Below are 16,327 nucleotides of genomic sequence, written 5' to 3'. Positions count from 1 at the left end.
CCCACCACAGCTGGGGGCTCGCGGTCTAGCGTTGTTTCATGAGCCATCACACTGATCACCGCCGCATGCCCCGCTCCCTGCGCGCCGGCGTCACCGCGGCCGCGGTCGCCGGCACTGCCGCCGTCACCATGGCGTGCTCGGCCGTCTCGGGCAGCGCCAGCGGTTCCGCGCAGGCAGCCGCCGCACCCGCCGTACAGACTGTGATGTCGGGCCTCGATCACCCCTGGGACGTGTCGTTCTTCAAGAACGGCGACATGCTCACCACCCAGCGGCCGGGCGTGCTGACCCTGCGTACCCGCGCCGGCAGCGTGCGCACCATCAAGGCGCCGCTGGGTGACCTCTACGTGCACAGCGAGGGCGGCCTGGAGGGCCTGGTCGTCGACCCGACGACCGTGCACCGCTACTTCTACACCTGTCAGACCTACCAGCGCGGCGGTAAGGCGGTCGATGCCCGCGTGATCCGGTGGGCGATGTCGAACGACGGCAAGTCGGCCAACCGCCAGAAGACGATCCTCTCCGGTCTGCCGGTGACGAGCGGCCGGCACAGTGGGTGCCGGCTGCGGTTCGTGCCGGGTTACTGGCTCGCGGTCGGCACAGGCGACGCCGCCACCGGGACGAACCCGCAGAACCTCTACTCCCTGGGCGGCAAGACCCTGCGGGTCGGTGCCAACGGTCAGATTCCGACCAACACGCCGTTCCACTCCAAGGGCGGCAATGCGCGCTACGTGACGAGCTACGGGCACCGCAACATGCAGGGCCTGGCGATGCGCCCGGGCACCTCGCAGCTGTGGACGCAGGAGCAGGGCACGACGCGGGACGACGAGACGAACATCGCCTACAACGGCGGCAACTACGGGTACGACCCGGTGCCGGGCTACAACGAGTCCGTGCCGATGACCGACCTGAAGAAGTTCCCCAAGGCCATCCGCGCACAGTGGTCCTCGGGGTCGAGCACCGTCGCGACCTGCGGCATCACCTTCCTGCAAGGCGCCGCCTGGGGCCGCTGGAACGGAGCGCTGGCCATCGCCGAGTTGAAGGGTCAGGGCGTGCGCGTCCTCACGCTCAACAAGGCGGGCAAGGTGCTGCGACAGGAGCTGATGCCGGAGCTGAACAAGACCTTCGGGCGGATCCGCACCGTCCAGACCGGCCCCGGCGGGGCGCTCTACGTCACCACCGACAACGGCAACAAGAGCGACAAGGTGCTCCGCGTGACACCGCACGCGCCCGCCTCCTGACCGCGGCGTCCGGGGCGGTACGACGGCCGCTCGGCGGCTGCTGCCGATGCGGGGCGCAGGCCTACAGCGTGCTAGCCTTTCGCGTCGTCGGCCCGCCTCCCAGGGTGGCCGTCGTACACCTCGTCCGGGTGGCGGAATAGGCAGACGCGCTAGCTTGAGGTGCTAGTCCTCGTATTAGAGGGTGGGGGTTCAAGTCCCCCCTCGGACACCACAGATCGACAGCTCACAGGGCCCGCCATGCGGTGCGGCCGGTGCTGTGCACGACGCCCACTTCGTCCTGGCGACGAGGTGGGCGTTCTGCGTCTGTGGCCAGTGCTGCAGTCCTGGCCGCAGACGCAAAACCCCCACGAAACGTGCGGCGAGACCACCCGGGCCGTGCGGCGGGCGCGCGGGGCGCAGGTGACGCTGCGATAGTGACCGGCATGGCCCTCCACGGTGACAACGTCCCTGTCCGACACACTCCGGGACGGCGCGAGGGGAACCCGTTCCTCGGCCTCGCCAACCCGGCTCTCGAGACCGAGATCATCCCGCCCCTGAACGCGCTGTCGCAGCATCCGGTGCCGCCGGACGTCGCCTATCAGCTGGTCCACGACGAGTTGCTGCTCGACGGGAGTGCCCGCCTCAACCTCGCGACGTTCGTCACCACCTGGATGGAGCCGCAGGCGCACCAGTTGATGGCCGAATCGGTCGACAAGAACATGATCGACAAGGACGAGTACCCCCAGACCGCGGCCATCGAGAACCGCTGCGTGGCGATCCTGGCCGATCTGTGGCATGCGCCCGAGGCAGACGTCGCCACCGGCTGCTCGACGACCGGATCCAGCGAGGCGTGCATGCTCGCCGGGATGGCCCTCAAACGTCGATGGGCGGCCCGAACGGGCGCCGACCCGACCCGGAGACCCAACCTGGTGATGGGCGCGAACGTGCAGGTCTGCTGGGAGAAGTTCTGTCGCTACTGGGATGTCGAGCCGCGCCTCGTCCCCGTCGAGGGCGATCGGCTGCACCTCGGCGCCGAGCAGGCCGTCGCCCACTGCGACGAGAACACGATCGGGGTGGTGGCCATCCTCGGATCGACCTTCGACGGGAGCTACGAGCCCGTCGCGGAGATCGCCGCCGCCCTGGACGGGCTGGCAGCGGGCGGAGGCCCCGACGTACCCATTCACGTGGACGCCGCGTCCGGCGGGATGGTCGCCCCGTTCCTCGACCCCGACCTGGTCTGGGACTTCCGCCTCCCCCGGGTGGCTTCGATCAACACCTCCGGTCACAAGTACGGGCTGGTGTATCCCGGTGTCGGCTGGGCGATCTGGCGCGACGCGGACGCTCTGCCGAAGGAGCTGGTCTTCAACGTCAACTACCTCGGTGGTGACATGCCCACCTTCGCGCTCAACTTCTCCCGTCCGGGGTCGGAGGTGATCGCGCAGTACTACACGTTCTTCCGACTCGGTTTCGAGGGGTACGTCGCTGTGCAGCAGGCGTCCCGCGACGTCGCCACCTGGCTGGCCAGTGAGATCGAGAAGCTCGGCCCCTACCGGCTCATCACCCGCGGGGACCAGCTGCCGGTCTTCGCCTTCACCACCGCCGACGACGTCACCGAATGGGACGTCTTCGCGGTCTCACGCGGTCTGCGCGAACACGGGTGGCAGGTGCCCGCGTACACCTTCCCGCAGGACCGCACCGACCTCGCCGTCCTGCGGATCGTCTGCCGGCACGGCTTCTCCCGCGACCTCGCCGACCTCTTCATGCGCGATCTCCGGCAGGTCACCGACACTCTGGTGAAGGACGTGCGGAAAGCAGGCAACAGCGGCCCGACGTCCTTCCACCACTGAGGGGTCCGCCGGCAACTGACGCGACGCCCGCCTCGTCCCCACGACGAGGTGGGCGTTCGACGCGCACCGTCGCCTCCGCAACTCGGGTCAGGTCACCGACAGCAGCCGTGGCGGCAGGTCCGCGGGATCCAGCGGGATGACGTCGACCAGCACCTCCAGCCGACTGGTCCTGCTCTCGGTGTAGATCACCCCGCGCAACGGCGACACATCGCGGAAGTCGCGGCCCCACGCGGTCGTGAGGTAACGCGAGTCGGCGAAGTGGTCGTTGGTGGGGTCCAGGTCGATCCAGTCCCCGCCGGGCACCATGGCGGCGACCCAGGCGTGCGTCGCGTCCGACCCCTCGAGCTTCGGCTTACCGGCCGGCGGCGCCGTCTCGATGTAACCACTCACGTAACGGCCGGGCAGACCTACAGCGCGCAGGCACCCGGCGCCCAGGTGGGCGAAGTCCTGGCAGACGCCGCGCCGGCTGGCGAGCACCTCGTCCAGGGTGGTCGAGACGCCGGTGGCGCCCTTCTTGTACTCGAAGTCGTCGAACACCCGGTGGTACAGATCGGCCAGCGCCTCACCGAGCGGACGGTCCGGCGGCAGGATGGACGCTGCGTACTCCCGGACCGCGGGGGTGAGCTCGACCAGGCTGGACGGTAGCGTGTAGGCCGCGTACGCCGCCCGCGGAGTCGCCTCGGACTCGCGCAGCTCGCGCGCCGCGGAGGCGACGGTCCAGCGATTCAGCGCGTCCACGTCCACTGGCGGCACCGTCACCGACACCACGCTGGTCTTGGACACGCGCAGCTCGGTGTGGCGGGTCCGCACCTCGAGATAGTGGCTGAAGTTGCCGAAGAGGTCGGTGTGCTCGCTCAGTACGTCCGCGGCCGGCTTGACCTCCACCACGTTGGACGCGACCTGCTGGTGCGGTGTCGCACGCGGCCGCAGACAGGCGCGCCCGTAGGACGCGGTGACGTAGTCCTCGTAGTAGTAGTTCGTGCGGTGCCGCACCTCGTACCACCGCGTCGCGTGCAGGTCCGAGCCGGTCACGACTCCCCCGCCCTCGACGGCGCCGCCATCGTCTGGGTCATCCCGCTGAGCTCCTGCGTGAGCCCACCATCCATGGTCTGCCCCATGCCCTCCGGCTCGATCAACTCGCTGACCCGCATCGTCTGCTGGGTGCTGGGGCGCCCGAAGTGCGCATCCTCGATCGCCGCACCCAGCCGGGTGAGTCGCTCGTGCAGCTCGTGGCCGAGCTGCTGGAGGCCGGCGCGGCGCGCGGCGCAGATCTCGTCGAGGTCGACACCCGTGAGCAGTCCTCGGATGTCCGCGATCTGTGCTGTGACCTGGACGTTCGGCACCTCGCGCAGCGCGATCTCCAGCTGGTCGAGCTGGAAGCGCACCGAGCGTGGGTTCGCCGGGTCGAGCAGCAGCAGGTCCAACGCCGCCTGCACGGGCGAGGCCGGGCCCTGCCCCGCGGTGAGCCTGCGTCGGTGGGTGATGAGGCTGTCGCAGGCGCGGAGGACCGATTCGGTCAGCTGACCGTCGACCACCGGTGGACGCTCCTGGGCGAGGGTGTGCCGCAACAGGTCGACGGTGCGCAGCGCGCGTTCCGTACGTCGGCCCGCGTCGAGGAACGCCCACGCCAGATCGCGCACCATGCTCTCGGCGTTGAGCCCGGCCAGCGCGATGAGCAGCTCGAGAGCCTGGCCGAGCACCCCCTGCACGGGGTCGTCGGCGCCCGCCGCGTCGTCGGGGAGCCCGTCGAGCGCCTCCTGGAGCCGACCGAGCACCCGCCAGGTGTCCACGGAGAGCAACTCGCGGGCGGCGTGCGCGGTGCGCACCACCGCCTCGATGTCGTAGGCGATGGTGCCGACCCTGGTGGTCTCACTCAGCAGGATCCGCAGCTCGTGCACCGGCGTGGCCAACGCTGCCTCGGCGTGAGTTCCGGTGAATCCCGGTCGCACGGTGGTCAGTTCGGTCAGCGCGGCGAGCAGCACCGCCATCGCCGCGTACCCCGGCGACGCCGACCGGCGCAGGTGGTCCGCGACGAGGTCGTCGCAGATCAGGGCCAGCCGGGTGGAGGACTCGGCGCGCTCGGTGTAGCGACCCAGCCAGAAGAGGTCACCGGCGGCACGCGGCGCAAGAGCGACCGACCGATGCATCCCGGGCAGGGGCCGGGCGAGCCACAGGTGCGCGTTGTCGCGGTCGGTGCGCTCGATGTCCGCGGACGCGAGGACCCAGACGTCCTTGGCCTGCCCGCCCGCCGCATTGGAGACCAGGCGGCTCGTCTCATCCCGTGACAGTCGGCCGAGCCCGCCTGGCATCCAACGGTATCCGTCATCGCTCGCCACCCCGAACGCGCGGAGCACCAGACGTCGTGGAGCGAGACCGTCGTCCGCGACGACCGGTGTGGTCGACATGGCCACCGGTTCCTGCAGGGTCCAGCGCCACGGCTCGCCCTCGATCTGCGCCTTCAGGTCGGACAGTTGGGCATGCGTGCGCTCCCACCCGAAGACGGTCTGCTCGCCGGCCTCGCGGTCGATCGGGGTGATGACGAGTTCACCGAGCCGCGCGAGTCCCTCGCGGCGGGCATCCTCGTCGCCGCACCAGAGCGTTCGGACCGAGGGCAGGCGCAGCTCCTCACCGAGCAGCGCGCGGCAGGCGCGGTCGAGATAGGGGGCCAGCGCGGGATTCTCCAGGACCCCGGCGCCCAGCGGGTTGACCACGCTTACGTGGCCGCTGCGGGTGGCCTCGACGAGCCCGGGGATCCCCAGCCGGGATCCGGCACGCAGATCGAGCGGATCCGACCAGGACGCGTCGACCCGCCGCAGGATCACATCGACCTGCTCCTCCCGCCCGGTCGTGCGCAACCACACCTTCCCGTCACGCATGCCCAGGTCCTCCGACTGCACCAGGGGCAGCCCGAGGAGGGTGGCGACGAAGGCCTGGTCGAACGCCGTCTCGCTGGCGGGGCCCGGCGAGAGCAGCACGACGCGGGGCTGACGGTCGCGTTCGTGTGCGACCGCCAGCAGCGCGTCGCGCACGTCGTCGAAGAAGCCACGCAGCCGGCTCAGCTCGGTCGTTCGGTAGAGCCCGGGCAGGGCACGGGCGACGATCCGGCGGTCGGCCATCGCGTATCCGGCGCCCGACGGGGCCTGCGCGCGGTCACCGAGCGCCGTCCACTGCCCGTGCGCGTCACGGGCGAGGTCGGTGCTGGGCAGGATGAGTTGTCGGGGGCCGGGCAGGGAGGTGCCGTACGCCGCGGGCAGGAACCCCGCGTGCCCGAAGACGACCGCTGCCGGGATGGTGCCGTCGGCCAGCAGTCGCTGAGGGCCGTAGAGGTCGGTGAGCAGCGCGTCGAGCAGCTCGGCGCGTTGGGAGAGGCCGGATTCGATGACCTGCCACTGCGTCCGGTCGAGGATGACGGGCAGTGCGTCCAGGCGCCATCGACCGGCCCGTCGGCCCTCGGGTGCGACGCCGTAGGTGATGCCGTCGTCACTGACCAGACGGCGCACCCCGGCCTGCAGTGACCGAAGGCCGCCCGCGCCGAGGGCGCCCATGTCGCGCACCAGGTCGGCGCTGGGGACGAGCGCGCCGTCGGCCCCGAAGGTCTCGTCGTACGGGGTGCCGAGATCCTGTCCGGCGAGGGGCGACCGCGCGTCGGAGCGCCGATCCCCGTACTGCTCCAGCACGTCGACGGTCGTCATCGTGATTGGACCTCGACGAGGTGTTCGGACGCGCGAGCAACCTTGACCGACATCATGATCCGCTCACCCTACGAGGTCGCCTTGTGGCCGGCCGAGAAGCGTCGCAGGTCGAGCGTGGCGGGATAGTCGGCACTGGCGTACGCGGTGCTCGCGGTGGTCGGCCACGCGCTGGTGTCGACCGGTCCGGCGGTGTGGCCGGCTGCCTCGAAGCGGCTCCCCCGGCGGGTCTCCGCTTCGGCGGCGTTGACCGGGTAATGCTCGTAGGACCGGCCCCCGGGGTGCGTAACGTGGTACGTGAAGCCACCGAGAGAACGGTCGTTCCAACGGTCGACCAGGTCGAAGACGAGCGGTGAATGCACCCCGATCGTCGGGTGCAGCGCCGACGGCGGCGCCCACGCGCGGTAGCGCACACCGCCCGCGACCTGACCACCCGTGCCGGGCACCGGGAGCAGGGGCATGGGCACGCCGTTGCAGGTCACCACGTGCCGCTCGGGCAGCAGTCCGGTCGCGGAGACCTGGACGCGCTCGACGGAGGAGTCGACGTACCGCGACGTTCCGCCACGGCCGACCTCCTCCCCGAGCACGTTCCACGGCTCGAGTGCCTGCCGCAGCTCCAGGTGCACTCCGGCCACGTCGACCTCTCCCAACCGGGGGAAGCGGAACTCGTGGAACGGGCCGACCCAGGCGGGGTCGAAACGCGTTGTGTCACTAACGCTTTCGCGCAAGAACACGTTGAGGTCGTCGATCACGTCGCGCAGATCCGCCGACGCGAAGGCGGGCAGCAGGAAGCGGTCGTGCAGCCGGGTGCCCCACGGGATGAGCGGCGCGGCGTACGGCCTCGACCAGAACCGGGCGACGAGGGTGCGCACGAGCAGCGCCTGCACCAACGCCATGCGCGGGTGCGGCGGCATCTCGAAGCCGCGCATCTCCAGCAGTCCGAGCCGGCCGCGGTCCGAATCGGGGCTGTAGAGCTTGTCGATGCAGAACTCGCTGCGGTGGGTGTTGCCGGTGATGTCGGTCAGCAGGTGCCGCAACAGCCGGTCGGTGAGCCAGGGCAGCGACTCCTTGCCCTGCTGCAGGGGATCGCTCGTGACGCGCTCGAGCTCGGAGAACGCGATCTCCAGCTCGTAGAGCGTCTCCGCGCGACCCTCGTCCACCCGCGGGCTCTGGCTGGTCGGGCCGATGAACCGGCCGGAGAAGACGTACGACAGCGCCGGGTGGTGCTGCCAGAACGTGATCATGCTGCGCAGCAGGTCCGGTCGCCGCAGCATCGGACTGTCGGCCGGGGTCGCCCCGCCGAGGGTGATGTGGTTGCCGCCTCCGGTGCCGGTGTGGGTGCCGTCGAGGTCGAACTTCTCGGTCGCGAGCCGCGAGTGACGGGCGTCGTCGTCCAGGCTCTCGGTGAGGTGCACCAGCTCCGGCCAACTGCTCGTCGGCTGCAGGTTGACCTCGATCACGCCCGGGTCCGGCGTGACGCTGAGGGTCTGGACGCGGCCGTCGCCGGGCGGCGGGTAACCCTCCAGCACCACGGGTACGCCGGTCGCAGCGGCCGCACCCTCGATCGCGGCGAGCAGGCTGACGCCGTGCTCGAAGTCGTCCCAGGGCGGCAGGAACACGAAGACGTGACCGTCGCGCTCCTCCACCGCCAGGGCGGTGCGCGGCGAGTCCTCGATGTCGCGGACAGGGGCAGCCGGTACGTCGTCGGGGACCGTGATCGGGTCGATCCGCGGCAACGGGCCGCGCGCCGCGAACGGCGACCGGTCGGGCACGTAGGGCGCCTCGGTCCAGGCCACGGACGCCAGTGGGAGGCGCAGCCCCAGTGGGGAGGTGCCGGGCATCAGGAAGAGGCGCTCGCGGCGGGTGCGCCAGTGCGCGGTCGCCCAGCCGTCGCCGTCCGGATCGGAGAAGACCGGCACGACCCACCCGGCTGGCATGCCGGCGGACGCGTCGACGGCTGCCAGCTCGCGTGCACGCTGGTCGGCGCCCGTCTCCGGCGTGATGCGCTCGTCCGGGCGCTCCCCGCGGGGGTCGCGGGCCTGGGTGAGGAGCTCGTTCAGCGGATCCTCGTACGCCGCGCGCGTCACCTCCGCAGGCACGCCCAGGCGGGCTGCGACCGCCAGAGCCAGCGCGCGTACCGACTCCCCCGCGGCCGTGGAGCCGGCCTCGACGCGCGGTGCCGACCATGGGTCGTCGAGCAAGGACTGGTCGCGCCAGAGTGGTTGACCGTCATGCCGCCAGAGCAGCCCGATCTGCCACCGCGGCAGCGGCTCACCGGGGTACCACTTCCCCTGACCGTGGTGGGTCAAGCCCTCGGGGGCCCACCGCGCGCGCAGCTTGTCGGCCAACTGCGTTGCCAGCTGGCGCTTCTCGGCACCATCGGCGGCGGTCTCCCACTGCGGGTCGGAGGTGTCCCCCACGCTTACGAAGGTCGGTTCCCCGCCCATCGTGAGGCGTACGTCGCCCTCGGCCAGCAGGTCGTCGACGTGGGTCCCGAGCGCCTGGACGCCCTGCCACTGCTCCTCGGAGTACGGCTTCGTGACGCGCGGGTCCTCGAAGACCCGGGTCACGGAGTTGGAGAAGGAGAACTGCACGCCGGTGAAGTCGGTGGCTCCGGAGATCGGCGCGGAGCTGGAGGGGTGCGGCGTCGCGCAGAGCGGGATGTGCCCCTCGCCGGCGAACAGGCCCGAGGTCGCGTCCAGCCCCACCCATCCGGCGCCGGGGATGAAGACCTCGGCCCATGCGTGCAGGTCGGTGAAGTCCTGGGTCGGCCCGCTCGGACCGCCGATTGCTGCCTGGTCGGCGGTCAACTGCACCAGGTAGCCCGAGACGAAGCGCGCGGCCAGGCCCAGCTGACGCAGCACCGAGACCAGCAGCCAGGCGCTGTCCCGGCAGGAACCCAGGTGCTTGCCGAGGGTCTCGTCGGGCTGCTGGACGCCGGTCTCGAGGCGGACGCTGTAGTCCACGTCGTCCCGCACCCGCTGGTTGATGCCGACCAGGAAGTCCACGATGCGGGTGCCGCCGGCCGGACGCTCGACCTTGTCCTGCACCCACTGCCGCACGAGCGGCCCCGGCCCGGCGCCCGGCGCACCGTCGTCGACCGGTCGCAGATACGGCTCGAGGTCGGCGTGCAGCTCCGGCGGGTAGGTGAACGGGTAGGTCTCGGCGTAGTCCTCGACGAAGAAGTCGAACGGGTTGATGACCGTCATGTCGGCCACCAGGTCGACGATGATGTCCAGCTCGCCCACCTTCTCGGGAAAGACGAGTCGGCCCAGGTAGTTGCCGAACGCGTCCTGTTGCCAGTTGAGGAAGTGGTCGCGCGGGGAGACGGTCAGCGAGTACGCCGTGATCGGCGTACGACTGTGCGGAGCCGGCCGCAGCCGCACGGTGTGAGGATGCACGGTCACCGGGCGATCGAAGGTGTAGGTCGTGCGGTGCTGGAGGGCCACGCGGATCGTCACCCGGCACACCCTATGCAGTCGCCTGGCGTGCCCGGGTTGCGCCGGTGTTACGTCTGGTGCGCCACGGTCGGTTTCCCGCGTGCGTGGATTGTCGGCGCTGCGGTCACTTTCCGACGCGGCGTACCGCGGCTGACGCGAGTTGTCGGCGCTGCGGCCACTTTCCGACGCCGCTGTCGCCGGGGCGGGCGATAAACCGGGTGCGGGGTGGCCGACCGTTGCTGCAGGGTCGATGCCTATGTACGCATTCGAGGGGATGACTCCTGCCACCGACGTCTCCGACGCCGATGCCGAGTGGGCGCTGTCGCGGATGCGCGGAGGCGACGGCGTGTCGCGCATGGTGCCGGACTGTTTTCCAGCGGTGGTGCGGCTGATGCACGAGCTGCGCACGGGCGACGAGGCGCCGTCACCCCGCTGGTCGGACGCGCTCCCGGACTTCTTCCAGGACGGGCCGAACGGGTTCCTACATCACCAGGTCGAGCCGTACCACGTGACTGATGGCACGCTGCCTCGCGACTACCTGCCGAGGTTGCTGCCGTTGCTGATCGACACGACGACCACGCCGCAGCTCAGCTGGTACGCGCTCTGGAAGGGATTCGGCGGCATCAGCGGCTCTGGAGCCTCCGGGATGCTGCTGTCGTCGAACGGTGACATGACCAGCGGTCAGATTGAGTTGGAGCGACGCAGACTGCAGGGGGACGCCGACAGCGCAGCAGCAACGGCCAGGCGCTTCGTTGCCTCATGCGCCGAGATCCCGTGGTGGGGCGCTCGGGAGATGGCGTTGATGAGCGGATCGCTGTCGGCGGTGGACGCGCTCGGCGGACCGACCGCTTTCGCCGAAGGGGTGTCCGCACTGGGTCCGCAGATGTGGTGGCCCGCGGATCGAGCCTGGTTCGCGGCGACGGACATCGACGATGCCTGGACCTACATCGCCGGCCCCGGCTCGCTGATCGACGCGGTGCTGGACCTGGACCGCCGCAGAGTGCTCGAGGCGTACGAGGTCTCCTTCGACCAGCGCTGGTGAGGCCGTCAGGTCCAGTCGGGCGGGTCGGCGGGATGCAGGGCCGGGTCGTCGGCGGCGAACGTCCGCACCGGACCGGGCGGCGTACCCGGGCCTTCGAACCGCACGGTCACCCGCCCAAGGCCGCGGCCCCAGACCCACCCCGCGCCCAGTTCGTCGTGCCGGACGTCGGCCCCCGGCGCCCACCCCTGGCTGGATCGCAGCAGTGGCGCGGGCGTGACGGGAGCGACGTCGGCCTCGACCGGCCCGCCGTCGGGCTCGTCGTCGAAGAGGAACTGCTCCTGCGCGTGGGTGGTGAAGCCGGACACACCGACCCCGAGCAGCCGCAACCCATCCGACACGTCGACCGCGTCGAGCAGCCGTTGCGCGGTGGCACGGATGACCTCGGGCTCGCCCGTCGGGTGCGGCAGGGTCGCCGAGCGGGTCGAGGTGGTGAAGTCGTGCTGGCGCACCTTGATCGTCACCGTCCGGGCGAACGCCGACCCCTCGGCCAACCGACTAGTCACCCGGGTGCTCATCGTGGCGAGTTCGGCGGCGAGCACCCGCGGGTCGGTCACGTCGACCTCGAACGTCTCCTCCGCGGACACGCTCTTCGCCTCCCGCTCGGTCTCCACCGCGCGGTCGTCCTGGGCCCGGGCGAGCCGGTAGATGCCCCGCCCGTGCGAGTCGCCGAAGATGCTGACCAGATCGGCCTCGCCCATCCGCTGCAGGTCCGCGACGCTCTCGACACCGAACGTCCGCAGCCGGGTCGCCGTGGCAGGTCCGATGCCGCCGATCGCACGCACCGGCAAGGGCCCCAGCACGTCCAGTTCGTGGCCCGGCGGTACGACGACCAGCCCCGCCGGCTTCTCCAGGTCGGACGCGATCTTGGCCAGCATCTTCGACGAGGCGACGCCTGCCGACGCCGTCAGCCCGCCGGTCGCGCCGGGGATGTCGTCGAGCAGTCGACGCACCCGTGCCGTGACGTCCTCGAGGGTGAGCTCGATCCCGGCAGCCGCGAGATCGACGTACGCCTCGTCGACCGACACCTGCTGCACGACCGGCGAGAGCTCGTGCAGCAACCCCATCACCGCCTGGCTCGAGCGGCTGTACGCGCCGAAGCGGGGTGACAGGAACGCCGTACCAGCCGGGCACAGCCGGCGCGCCTGAGCCGTCGGCATCGCCGACCGGGCGCCGTAGACGCGCGCTTCGTACGACGCGGTCGACACAACGCCGCGGTGCCCCGTGCCGCCGACGCAGACGGGCTTCCCTTGCAAGGAGGGCTTGTCGCGTTGCTCGACGGCGGCGAAGAAGGCGTCCAGATCCAGGTGCAGGATGCTGGCCGTCGTTCGCATGCGGTCATTCTCGCCGGAGGCGTGGCGCGATGCGTGAGGGGTGGCGGACGTCGGCGCCACCCGTCACGAGCTCAGTGGGTCAGCACCAGCTTGAGCGCGACCACCAGCGCGGCCACGAGGGCGACGGAGAGCCCGAACCGGACGCCACGCTCCACACTCATCCCCCGGTGCAACCGGCGGTAGACCAACCCGGTGAGCCCGAGCCGCACGATCAGGATCACGCAGGCGAGGGACTGCGCCCACACCGCCGGCGGCCATCCGAGCGCGGCGACACCCAGCAGGACCAGGGAGGGCACACCCGCACTCACGACGGGGACCGAGTCACGCAGCTCGTGTCGCACCATCCCCGTCAGTGAGTGACCGGTGAGGGCTGCGCCGACGATGTCGGCGAGCGCGTGCGCGATGTACGTCGACAGGATTGTGCCCAGCACCACGAGGAGCGACCGCCCGGAGCGGATGTCGGACTGGGAGACACCCGCAGTCGCCGCGAGCACCAGGATCTCGCCGTAGACGTACGCCGACATCCTGCTCTCCGCGCGGGAAGTCTCGAGATCGCCCGCCGCGTGGACGTAGGCGCGGACGGGGTGCTGTAGTGCATCGCTGATCGGCACAGTCGCTGATTCTGCCTGGCCTCGGACTCGATGCCCGCCGAGTGGCATACCTATGTATCGAGCGGCGTACCTCCACCCGGTGCACTCGACATATACCTATGCCACTCGGCGGGAGAGGCGGGTCGGCGTCAGACCGTGCGGTGGATGAGCAACGGGAGGACCGCGCCGGCCCCCGCCTCGCGCAGCGTCGCCGTGGCGACCGTGACCGACCACCCTGACCGCGATGCATCGAGCACCAGCAGCACGGTCTGCCCCTCGACCGCCGGGAGCTCACTGCCCGCGAACGCGGTGCGCCAGGCGGCCGCCTCGTCCGAGGACGCGAGGTCGGCCACATCGGGGCTGGCGACCGCCCACGCGGCGTACGTCATCCGCCCTACGGCGGCCAGCCGCTCCGCCAGGGACGCAGTGAGCAGCGGATGCCCGTCCACCGCGCACGAGACCACGACCTCCGGGCGAGCCGGCCAGTCGTCTTTCCAGCCGGCGAGCACCCGTACGGCGGCGTCCTGCAGCTCCTGTGGTGCCGCTTCGTCGTGGCGTAACGGTCCGGCCCGCAGCTCGCTCCACTCCGCCGCATCGGCGTGCACCAGCACGCGCCCGGGTGCGGCCGCGAGCTGCGGTGGGATGCGGCCCTTCGCCCCGAACGCGCCACCGGGCCACAGCTTGCGGGGTTCGAGCACCTGCTGGTCGGCACGCAGCACCGCGGCCAGGTCGCGCACGGTCTGCGGGTCGGCGTGGTCGGACCAGCCGTCGGGCAGATGGCCGGTGCACACCGAGCAGCGACCGCAGGGCTGCGCGGCCGGATCGTCGAGGGATTCCTGCAGCAGCGCCATCAGGCATCGTTCGCCCGCGATGTAGGACCGCATGATGTCGGCCTCGCGGCGGCGTCCGGCGAGGACGCCCTCATAGTGCGCGCCGTCGTAGGTCCACGGCGTCCCGGTGACGCTCCACCCGTCGGTGGCCCGGCTGACGACCTCGTCGACGGCGAGCTGCTTGAGCAGCAACTCGATCTTGCCGCGCCGCAACCCGGTCTCCGCCTCCAGCGCGGGCACGGACTGCGGTGAGTTCGCGTCGCCGAGCGAGGCCAGCAGGCGGCGTACGTCGTCCTCGCGCGGGATCGTCGTCGTCGCGAAGTAGTCCCACACGCCCTCGTCACCGGCGGACGGCAGCAGCGCGACGGGTGCGTGGTCGATCGCACGACCCGCACGACCCACCTGCTGGTAGTACGACACCGGCGAGGGCGGCGCGCCCACATGCACCACGAAACCCAGGTCGGGCTTGTCGTAGCCCATCCCGAGCGCCGACGTGGCCACCAGCGCCTTGACCTCGCCCGCGCGCAGCGCGTCCTCCAGCCGTTCGCGCTCCCCCGCCTCCAGACCACCGGTGTACGCCGCGACCCGCAGCCCGGGGTCCTCGGCGTACCGCGTGCGCAGCGCCTGCGTGAGCCGCTCGGCGTCCGCGACCGTGAGCGCGTAGATGATGCCGGAGCCGGGCAGCCTGGGCAGGTGGTCGACGACCCAGGCGTACCGCTCGAGCGGGCCCATCGTCGGCAGCACCGCCAACTCGAGACTGGAACGCGCGAGGGGCCCGCGCAGCACCGTGGTGTCGGTGCCGAACTGACGCGCCAGGTCCTCGACCACCCGGGAGTTCGCCGTGGCGGTGGTCGCGAGCACCGGGAGATCGGGGTGCACCTGCTGCAGCACGTCCGACACGCGTCGGTAGTCCGGCCGGAAGTCGTGACCCCAGTCGGACACCGAGTGCGCCTCGTCGATGACGACCAGGCCGAGCCGCCCGGCCAGGGTCTGCATCACCCGGGCGCCGAACCCCGGATTGGCGAGGCGCTCGGGCGATACCAGGATCACGTCGAGAGCGCCGGAGGCCAGGTCGGCCTCGATCGCGCTCCAGCTGTCGATGTTGGAGCTGTTGATCGTCGCGGCGCGCAGCCCGGCCCGGCCCGCGGCGGCCACCTGGTCCCGCATCAGCGACAGCAGCGGCGAGACCACCAGTGTCGGGCCCCGGCCGGCCTGCCTGCTCCACGACGTCGCGATCCAGTAGACCGCCGACTTGCCCCAGCCCGTCGCCTGCACGACCAGCACCCGGGCACCGGGACGGGTCAGCGCGTGCAGGGCCTCCCCCTGGCCGTCGCGCAGCTGCGCGTCAGGGCCCGCCAGGTCGGTGAGTACGCGTGCGGCGACCTGATCGATGTCGAGGCTGCCGGCGGCGGTCGGTGTCGGGGTCACCCGGTGCATTGTGCCCGCGCCGGCCGACAGCGCCCGCGCCGTATCCACAGGGGCACAGTTACGACCGAGAGCCACAGGCCGACCTGTGGCTCTCGGTCACAGCTGAGCCACGGTGCGGTCAGGACTTGGACTTGGCGGCCTTCGCCGCGGCCTTGGCAGCCTTGGCGCGCCGCTTCGCGATCTTGTCGGCAGCCTCCTGAGAATCCAGTTCGCGGGCGCGCTCGGGCGTCGGCGCGGCGCCGCCCAGCCGGGCCGGCAGGTAGACGAGATCGTCGCCGGTGAGCGTGGGGTAGGACTGCTGCACCTCGTGCAGCATCTCGGCCATCGCCGACTTCACCTGAGCAGTCACGGCCGCGGTGTCGGCGTCGGCGGGCACCGGGATCGCCGGACCCACCCGCACCGTGATCGGCACGTGGCGGCGCTTGCCGACCGACTTCGGGTGGTCCTTGGTCCACACCCGCTGGGTGCCCCACACGACCATCGGCAGGATCGGCACGCCGGCCTCCTGAGCCATCCGGACCGCGCCGAGCTTGAAGTCCTTGAGCTCGAAGGACCGCGAGATCGTCGCTTCCGGGAAGACCCCGATCAGTTCGCCGTTGCGCAGGGCCCGTACGGCCTCCCGGTACGCCGACGCGCCGGCCGCACGATCGACGGGGATGTGCTTCATCCCCCGCATCAACGGCCCGGTGACCTTGTGGTCGAAGACCTCCTTCTTCGCCATGAACCGCACGAGGCGGTGCACGTCGACGGCCGGGAAGCCGCCGTACGCGAAGTCGAGGTAGCCGATGTGGTTGAGCGCCATGACCGCTCCACCGGTGGCCGGGATGTTGTCCGCGCCGATCCGGGTGATGTCGTTGCCCTGGAAGGCGAACAGGCCCCGGGCAGCGGCGATGACGGGACGGTAGACGGGTTCCAT

At 71.1% G+C, this 16,327-nt stretch carries 10 protein-coding genes and 1 tRNA gene; 4 read left to right on the top strand and 7 right to left on the bottom strand.

Annotation, left to right across the window (positions count from 1 at the left end; genetic code table 11):
• Positions 1 to 38 precede the first annotated feature (38 nt).
• The 3 genes from J4030_RS05795 to J4030_RS05785 all read left to right on the top strand — a co-directional run bounded on the left by J4030_RS05795 (position 39) and on the right by J4030_RS05785 (position 3,061).
• Positions 39 to 1,235: a sorbosone dehydrogenase family protein gene (locus J4030_RS05795; RefSeq protein WP_208048269.1), complete on the top strand. Its 1,197-nt coding sequence runs from the start codon at positions 39 to 41 to the stop codon at positions 1,233 to 1,235.
• Positions 1,236 to 1,357: 122 nt separating this feature from the next.
• Positions 1,358 to 1,446: transfer RNA gene (locus tag J4030_RS05790), tRNA-Leu, on the top strand.
• Positions 1,447 to 1,657: 211 nt separating this feature from the next.
• Positions 1,658 to 3,061, top strand: coding sequence for a glutamate decarboxylase (locus tag J4030_RS05785; RefSeq protein ID WP_208048268.1), 1,404 nt, complete (start codon positions 1,658 to 1,660; stop codon positions 3,059 to 3,061).
• Between the two features lie 87 nt (positions 3,062 to 3,148).
• Here J4030_RS05785 and J4030_RS05780 read toward each other — a convergent pair whose 3' ends face one another.
• From J4030_RS05780 to J4030_RS05770, 3 genes are all read right to left on the bottom strand, one after another.
• Positions 3,149 to 4,093, bottom strand: a complete 945-nt coding sequence (locus J4030_RS05780; RefSeq protein WP_208048267.1) for a transglutaminase family protein — start codon at positions 4,091 to 4,093, stop codon at positions 3,149 to 3,151.
• Positions 4,090 to 6,753 carry a circularly permuted type 2 ATP-grasp protein gene (locus J4030_RS05775; protein WP_208048266.1) on the bottom strand — a complete coding sequence of 888 codons (2,664 nt, stop codon included), beginning with the start codon at positions 6,751 to 6,753 and terminating at the stop codon, positions 4,090 to 4,092. The genes J4030_RS05780 and J4030_RS05775 overlap by 4 nt, the downstream gene beginning before the upstream one ends.
• A 68-nt stretch (positions 6,754 to 6,821) precedes the next feature.
• Complete coding sequence (locus J4030_RS05770) at positions 6,822 to 10,211, bottom strand: transglutaminase family protein (RefSeq protein ID WP_307864583.1); 3,390 nt, start codon at positions 10,209 to 10,211, stop codon at positions 6,822 to 6,824.
• A 235-nt stretch (positions 10,212 to 10,446) separates the two neighbouring features.
• Here J4030_RS05770 and J4030_RS05765 point away from each other — a divergent pair, with 235 nt between their 5' ends.
• Positions 10,447 to 11,232 (top strand): hypothetical protein, encoded by a 786-nt coding sequence (locus J4030_RS05765; RefSeq protein ID WP_208048339.1) that lies wholly within the window; start codon positions 10,447 to 10,449, stop codon positions 11,230 to 11,232.
• 5 nt (positions 11,233 to 11,237) lie between these two features.
• Here the strand turns inward: J4030_RS05765 and J4030_RS05760 are convergent, their stop codons facing one another.
• The 4 genes from J4030_RS05760 to J4030_RS05745 form a co-directional block, all read right to left on the bottom strand.
• A complete protein-coding gene (locus J4030_RS05760; protein ID WP_208048264.1) occupies positions 11,238 to 12,563 on the bottom strand; it encodes a DNA polymerase IV in 1,326 nt (441 codons plus the stop codon).
• 71 nt (positions 12,564 to 12,634) lie between these two features.
• Positions 12,635 to 13,174, bottom strand: a complete 540-nt coding sequence (locus J4030_RS05755; RefSeq protein WP_208048263.1) for a hypothetical protein — start codon at positions 13,172 to 13,174, stop codon at positions 12,635 to 12,637.
• Positions 13,175 to 13,302: 128 nt separating this feature from the next.
• A complete protein-coding gene (locus J4030_RS05750; RefSeq protein ID WP_208048331.1) occupies positions 13,303 to 15,420 on the bottom strand; it encodes a DEAD/DEAH box helicase in 2,118 nt (705 codons plus the stop codon).
• Positions 15,421 to 15,529: 109 nt separating this feature from the next.
• Positions 15,530 to 16,327 carry a 1-acyl-sn-glycerol-3-phosphate acyltransferase gene (locus tag J4030_RS05745; protein WP_208048262.1) on the bottom strand — a complete coding sequence of 266 codons (798 nt, stop codon included), beginning with the start codon at positions 16,325 to 16,327 and terminating at the stop codon, positions 15,530 to 15,532.

The organism is Allobranchiibius sp. CTAmp26, assembly GCF_017565405.1.
Classification (GTDB): domain Bacteria; phylum Actinomycetota; class Actinomycetes; order Actinomycetales; family Dermatophilaceae; genus Allobranchiibius.
Note: the sequence above shows the minus strand (reverse complement) of the source record. Positions and strands in the feature narration are given on the sequence as shown.

Bases quoted from the DNA above. Each gene is read 5' to 3' on its own strand.
- J4030_RS05775 (WP_208048266.1), bottom strand. From the start codon at position 6,753: ATGACGACCGTCGACGTGCTGGAGCAGTACGGGGATCGGCGCTCCGAC.
- J4030_RS05745 (WP_208048262.1), bottom strand. From the start codon at position 16,327: ATGGAACCCGTCTACCGTCCCGTCATCGCCGCTGCCCGGGGCCTGTTC.
- J4030_RS05760 (WP_208048264.1), bottom strand. From the start codon at position 12,563: ATGCGAACGACGGCCAGCATCCTGCACCTGGATCTGGACGCCTTCTTC.
- J4030_RS05785 (WP_208048268.1), top strand. From the start codon at position 1,658: ATGGCCCTCCACGGTGACAACGTCCCTGTCCGACACACTCCGGGACGG.
- J4030_RS05750 (WP_208048331.1), bottom strand. From the start codon at position 15,420: ATGCACCGGGTGACCCCGACACCGACCGCCGCCGGCAGCCTCGACATC.
- J4030_RS05765 (WP_208048339.1), top strand. From the start codon at position 10,447: ATGTACGCATTCGAGGGGATGACTCCTGCCACCGACGTCTCCGACGCC.
- J4030_RS05795 (WP_208048269.1), top strand. From the start codon at position 39: ATGAGCCATCACACTGATCACCGCCGCATGCCCCGCTCCCTGCGCGCC.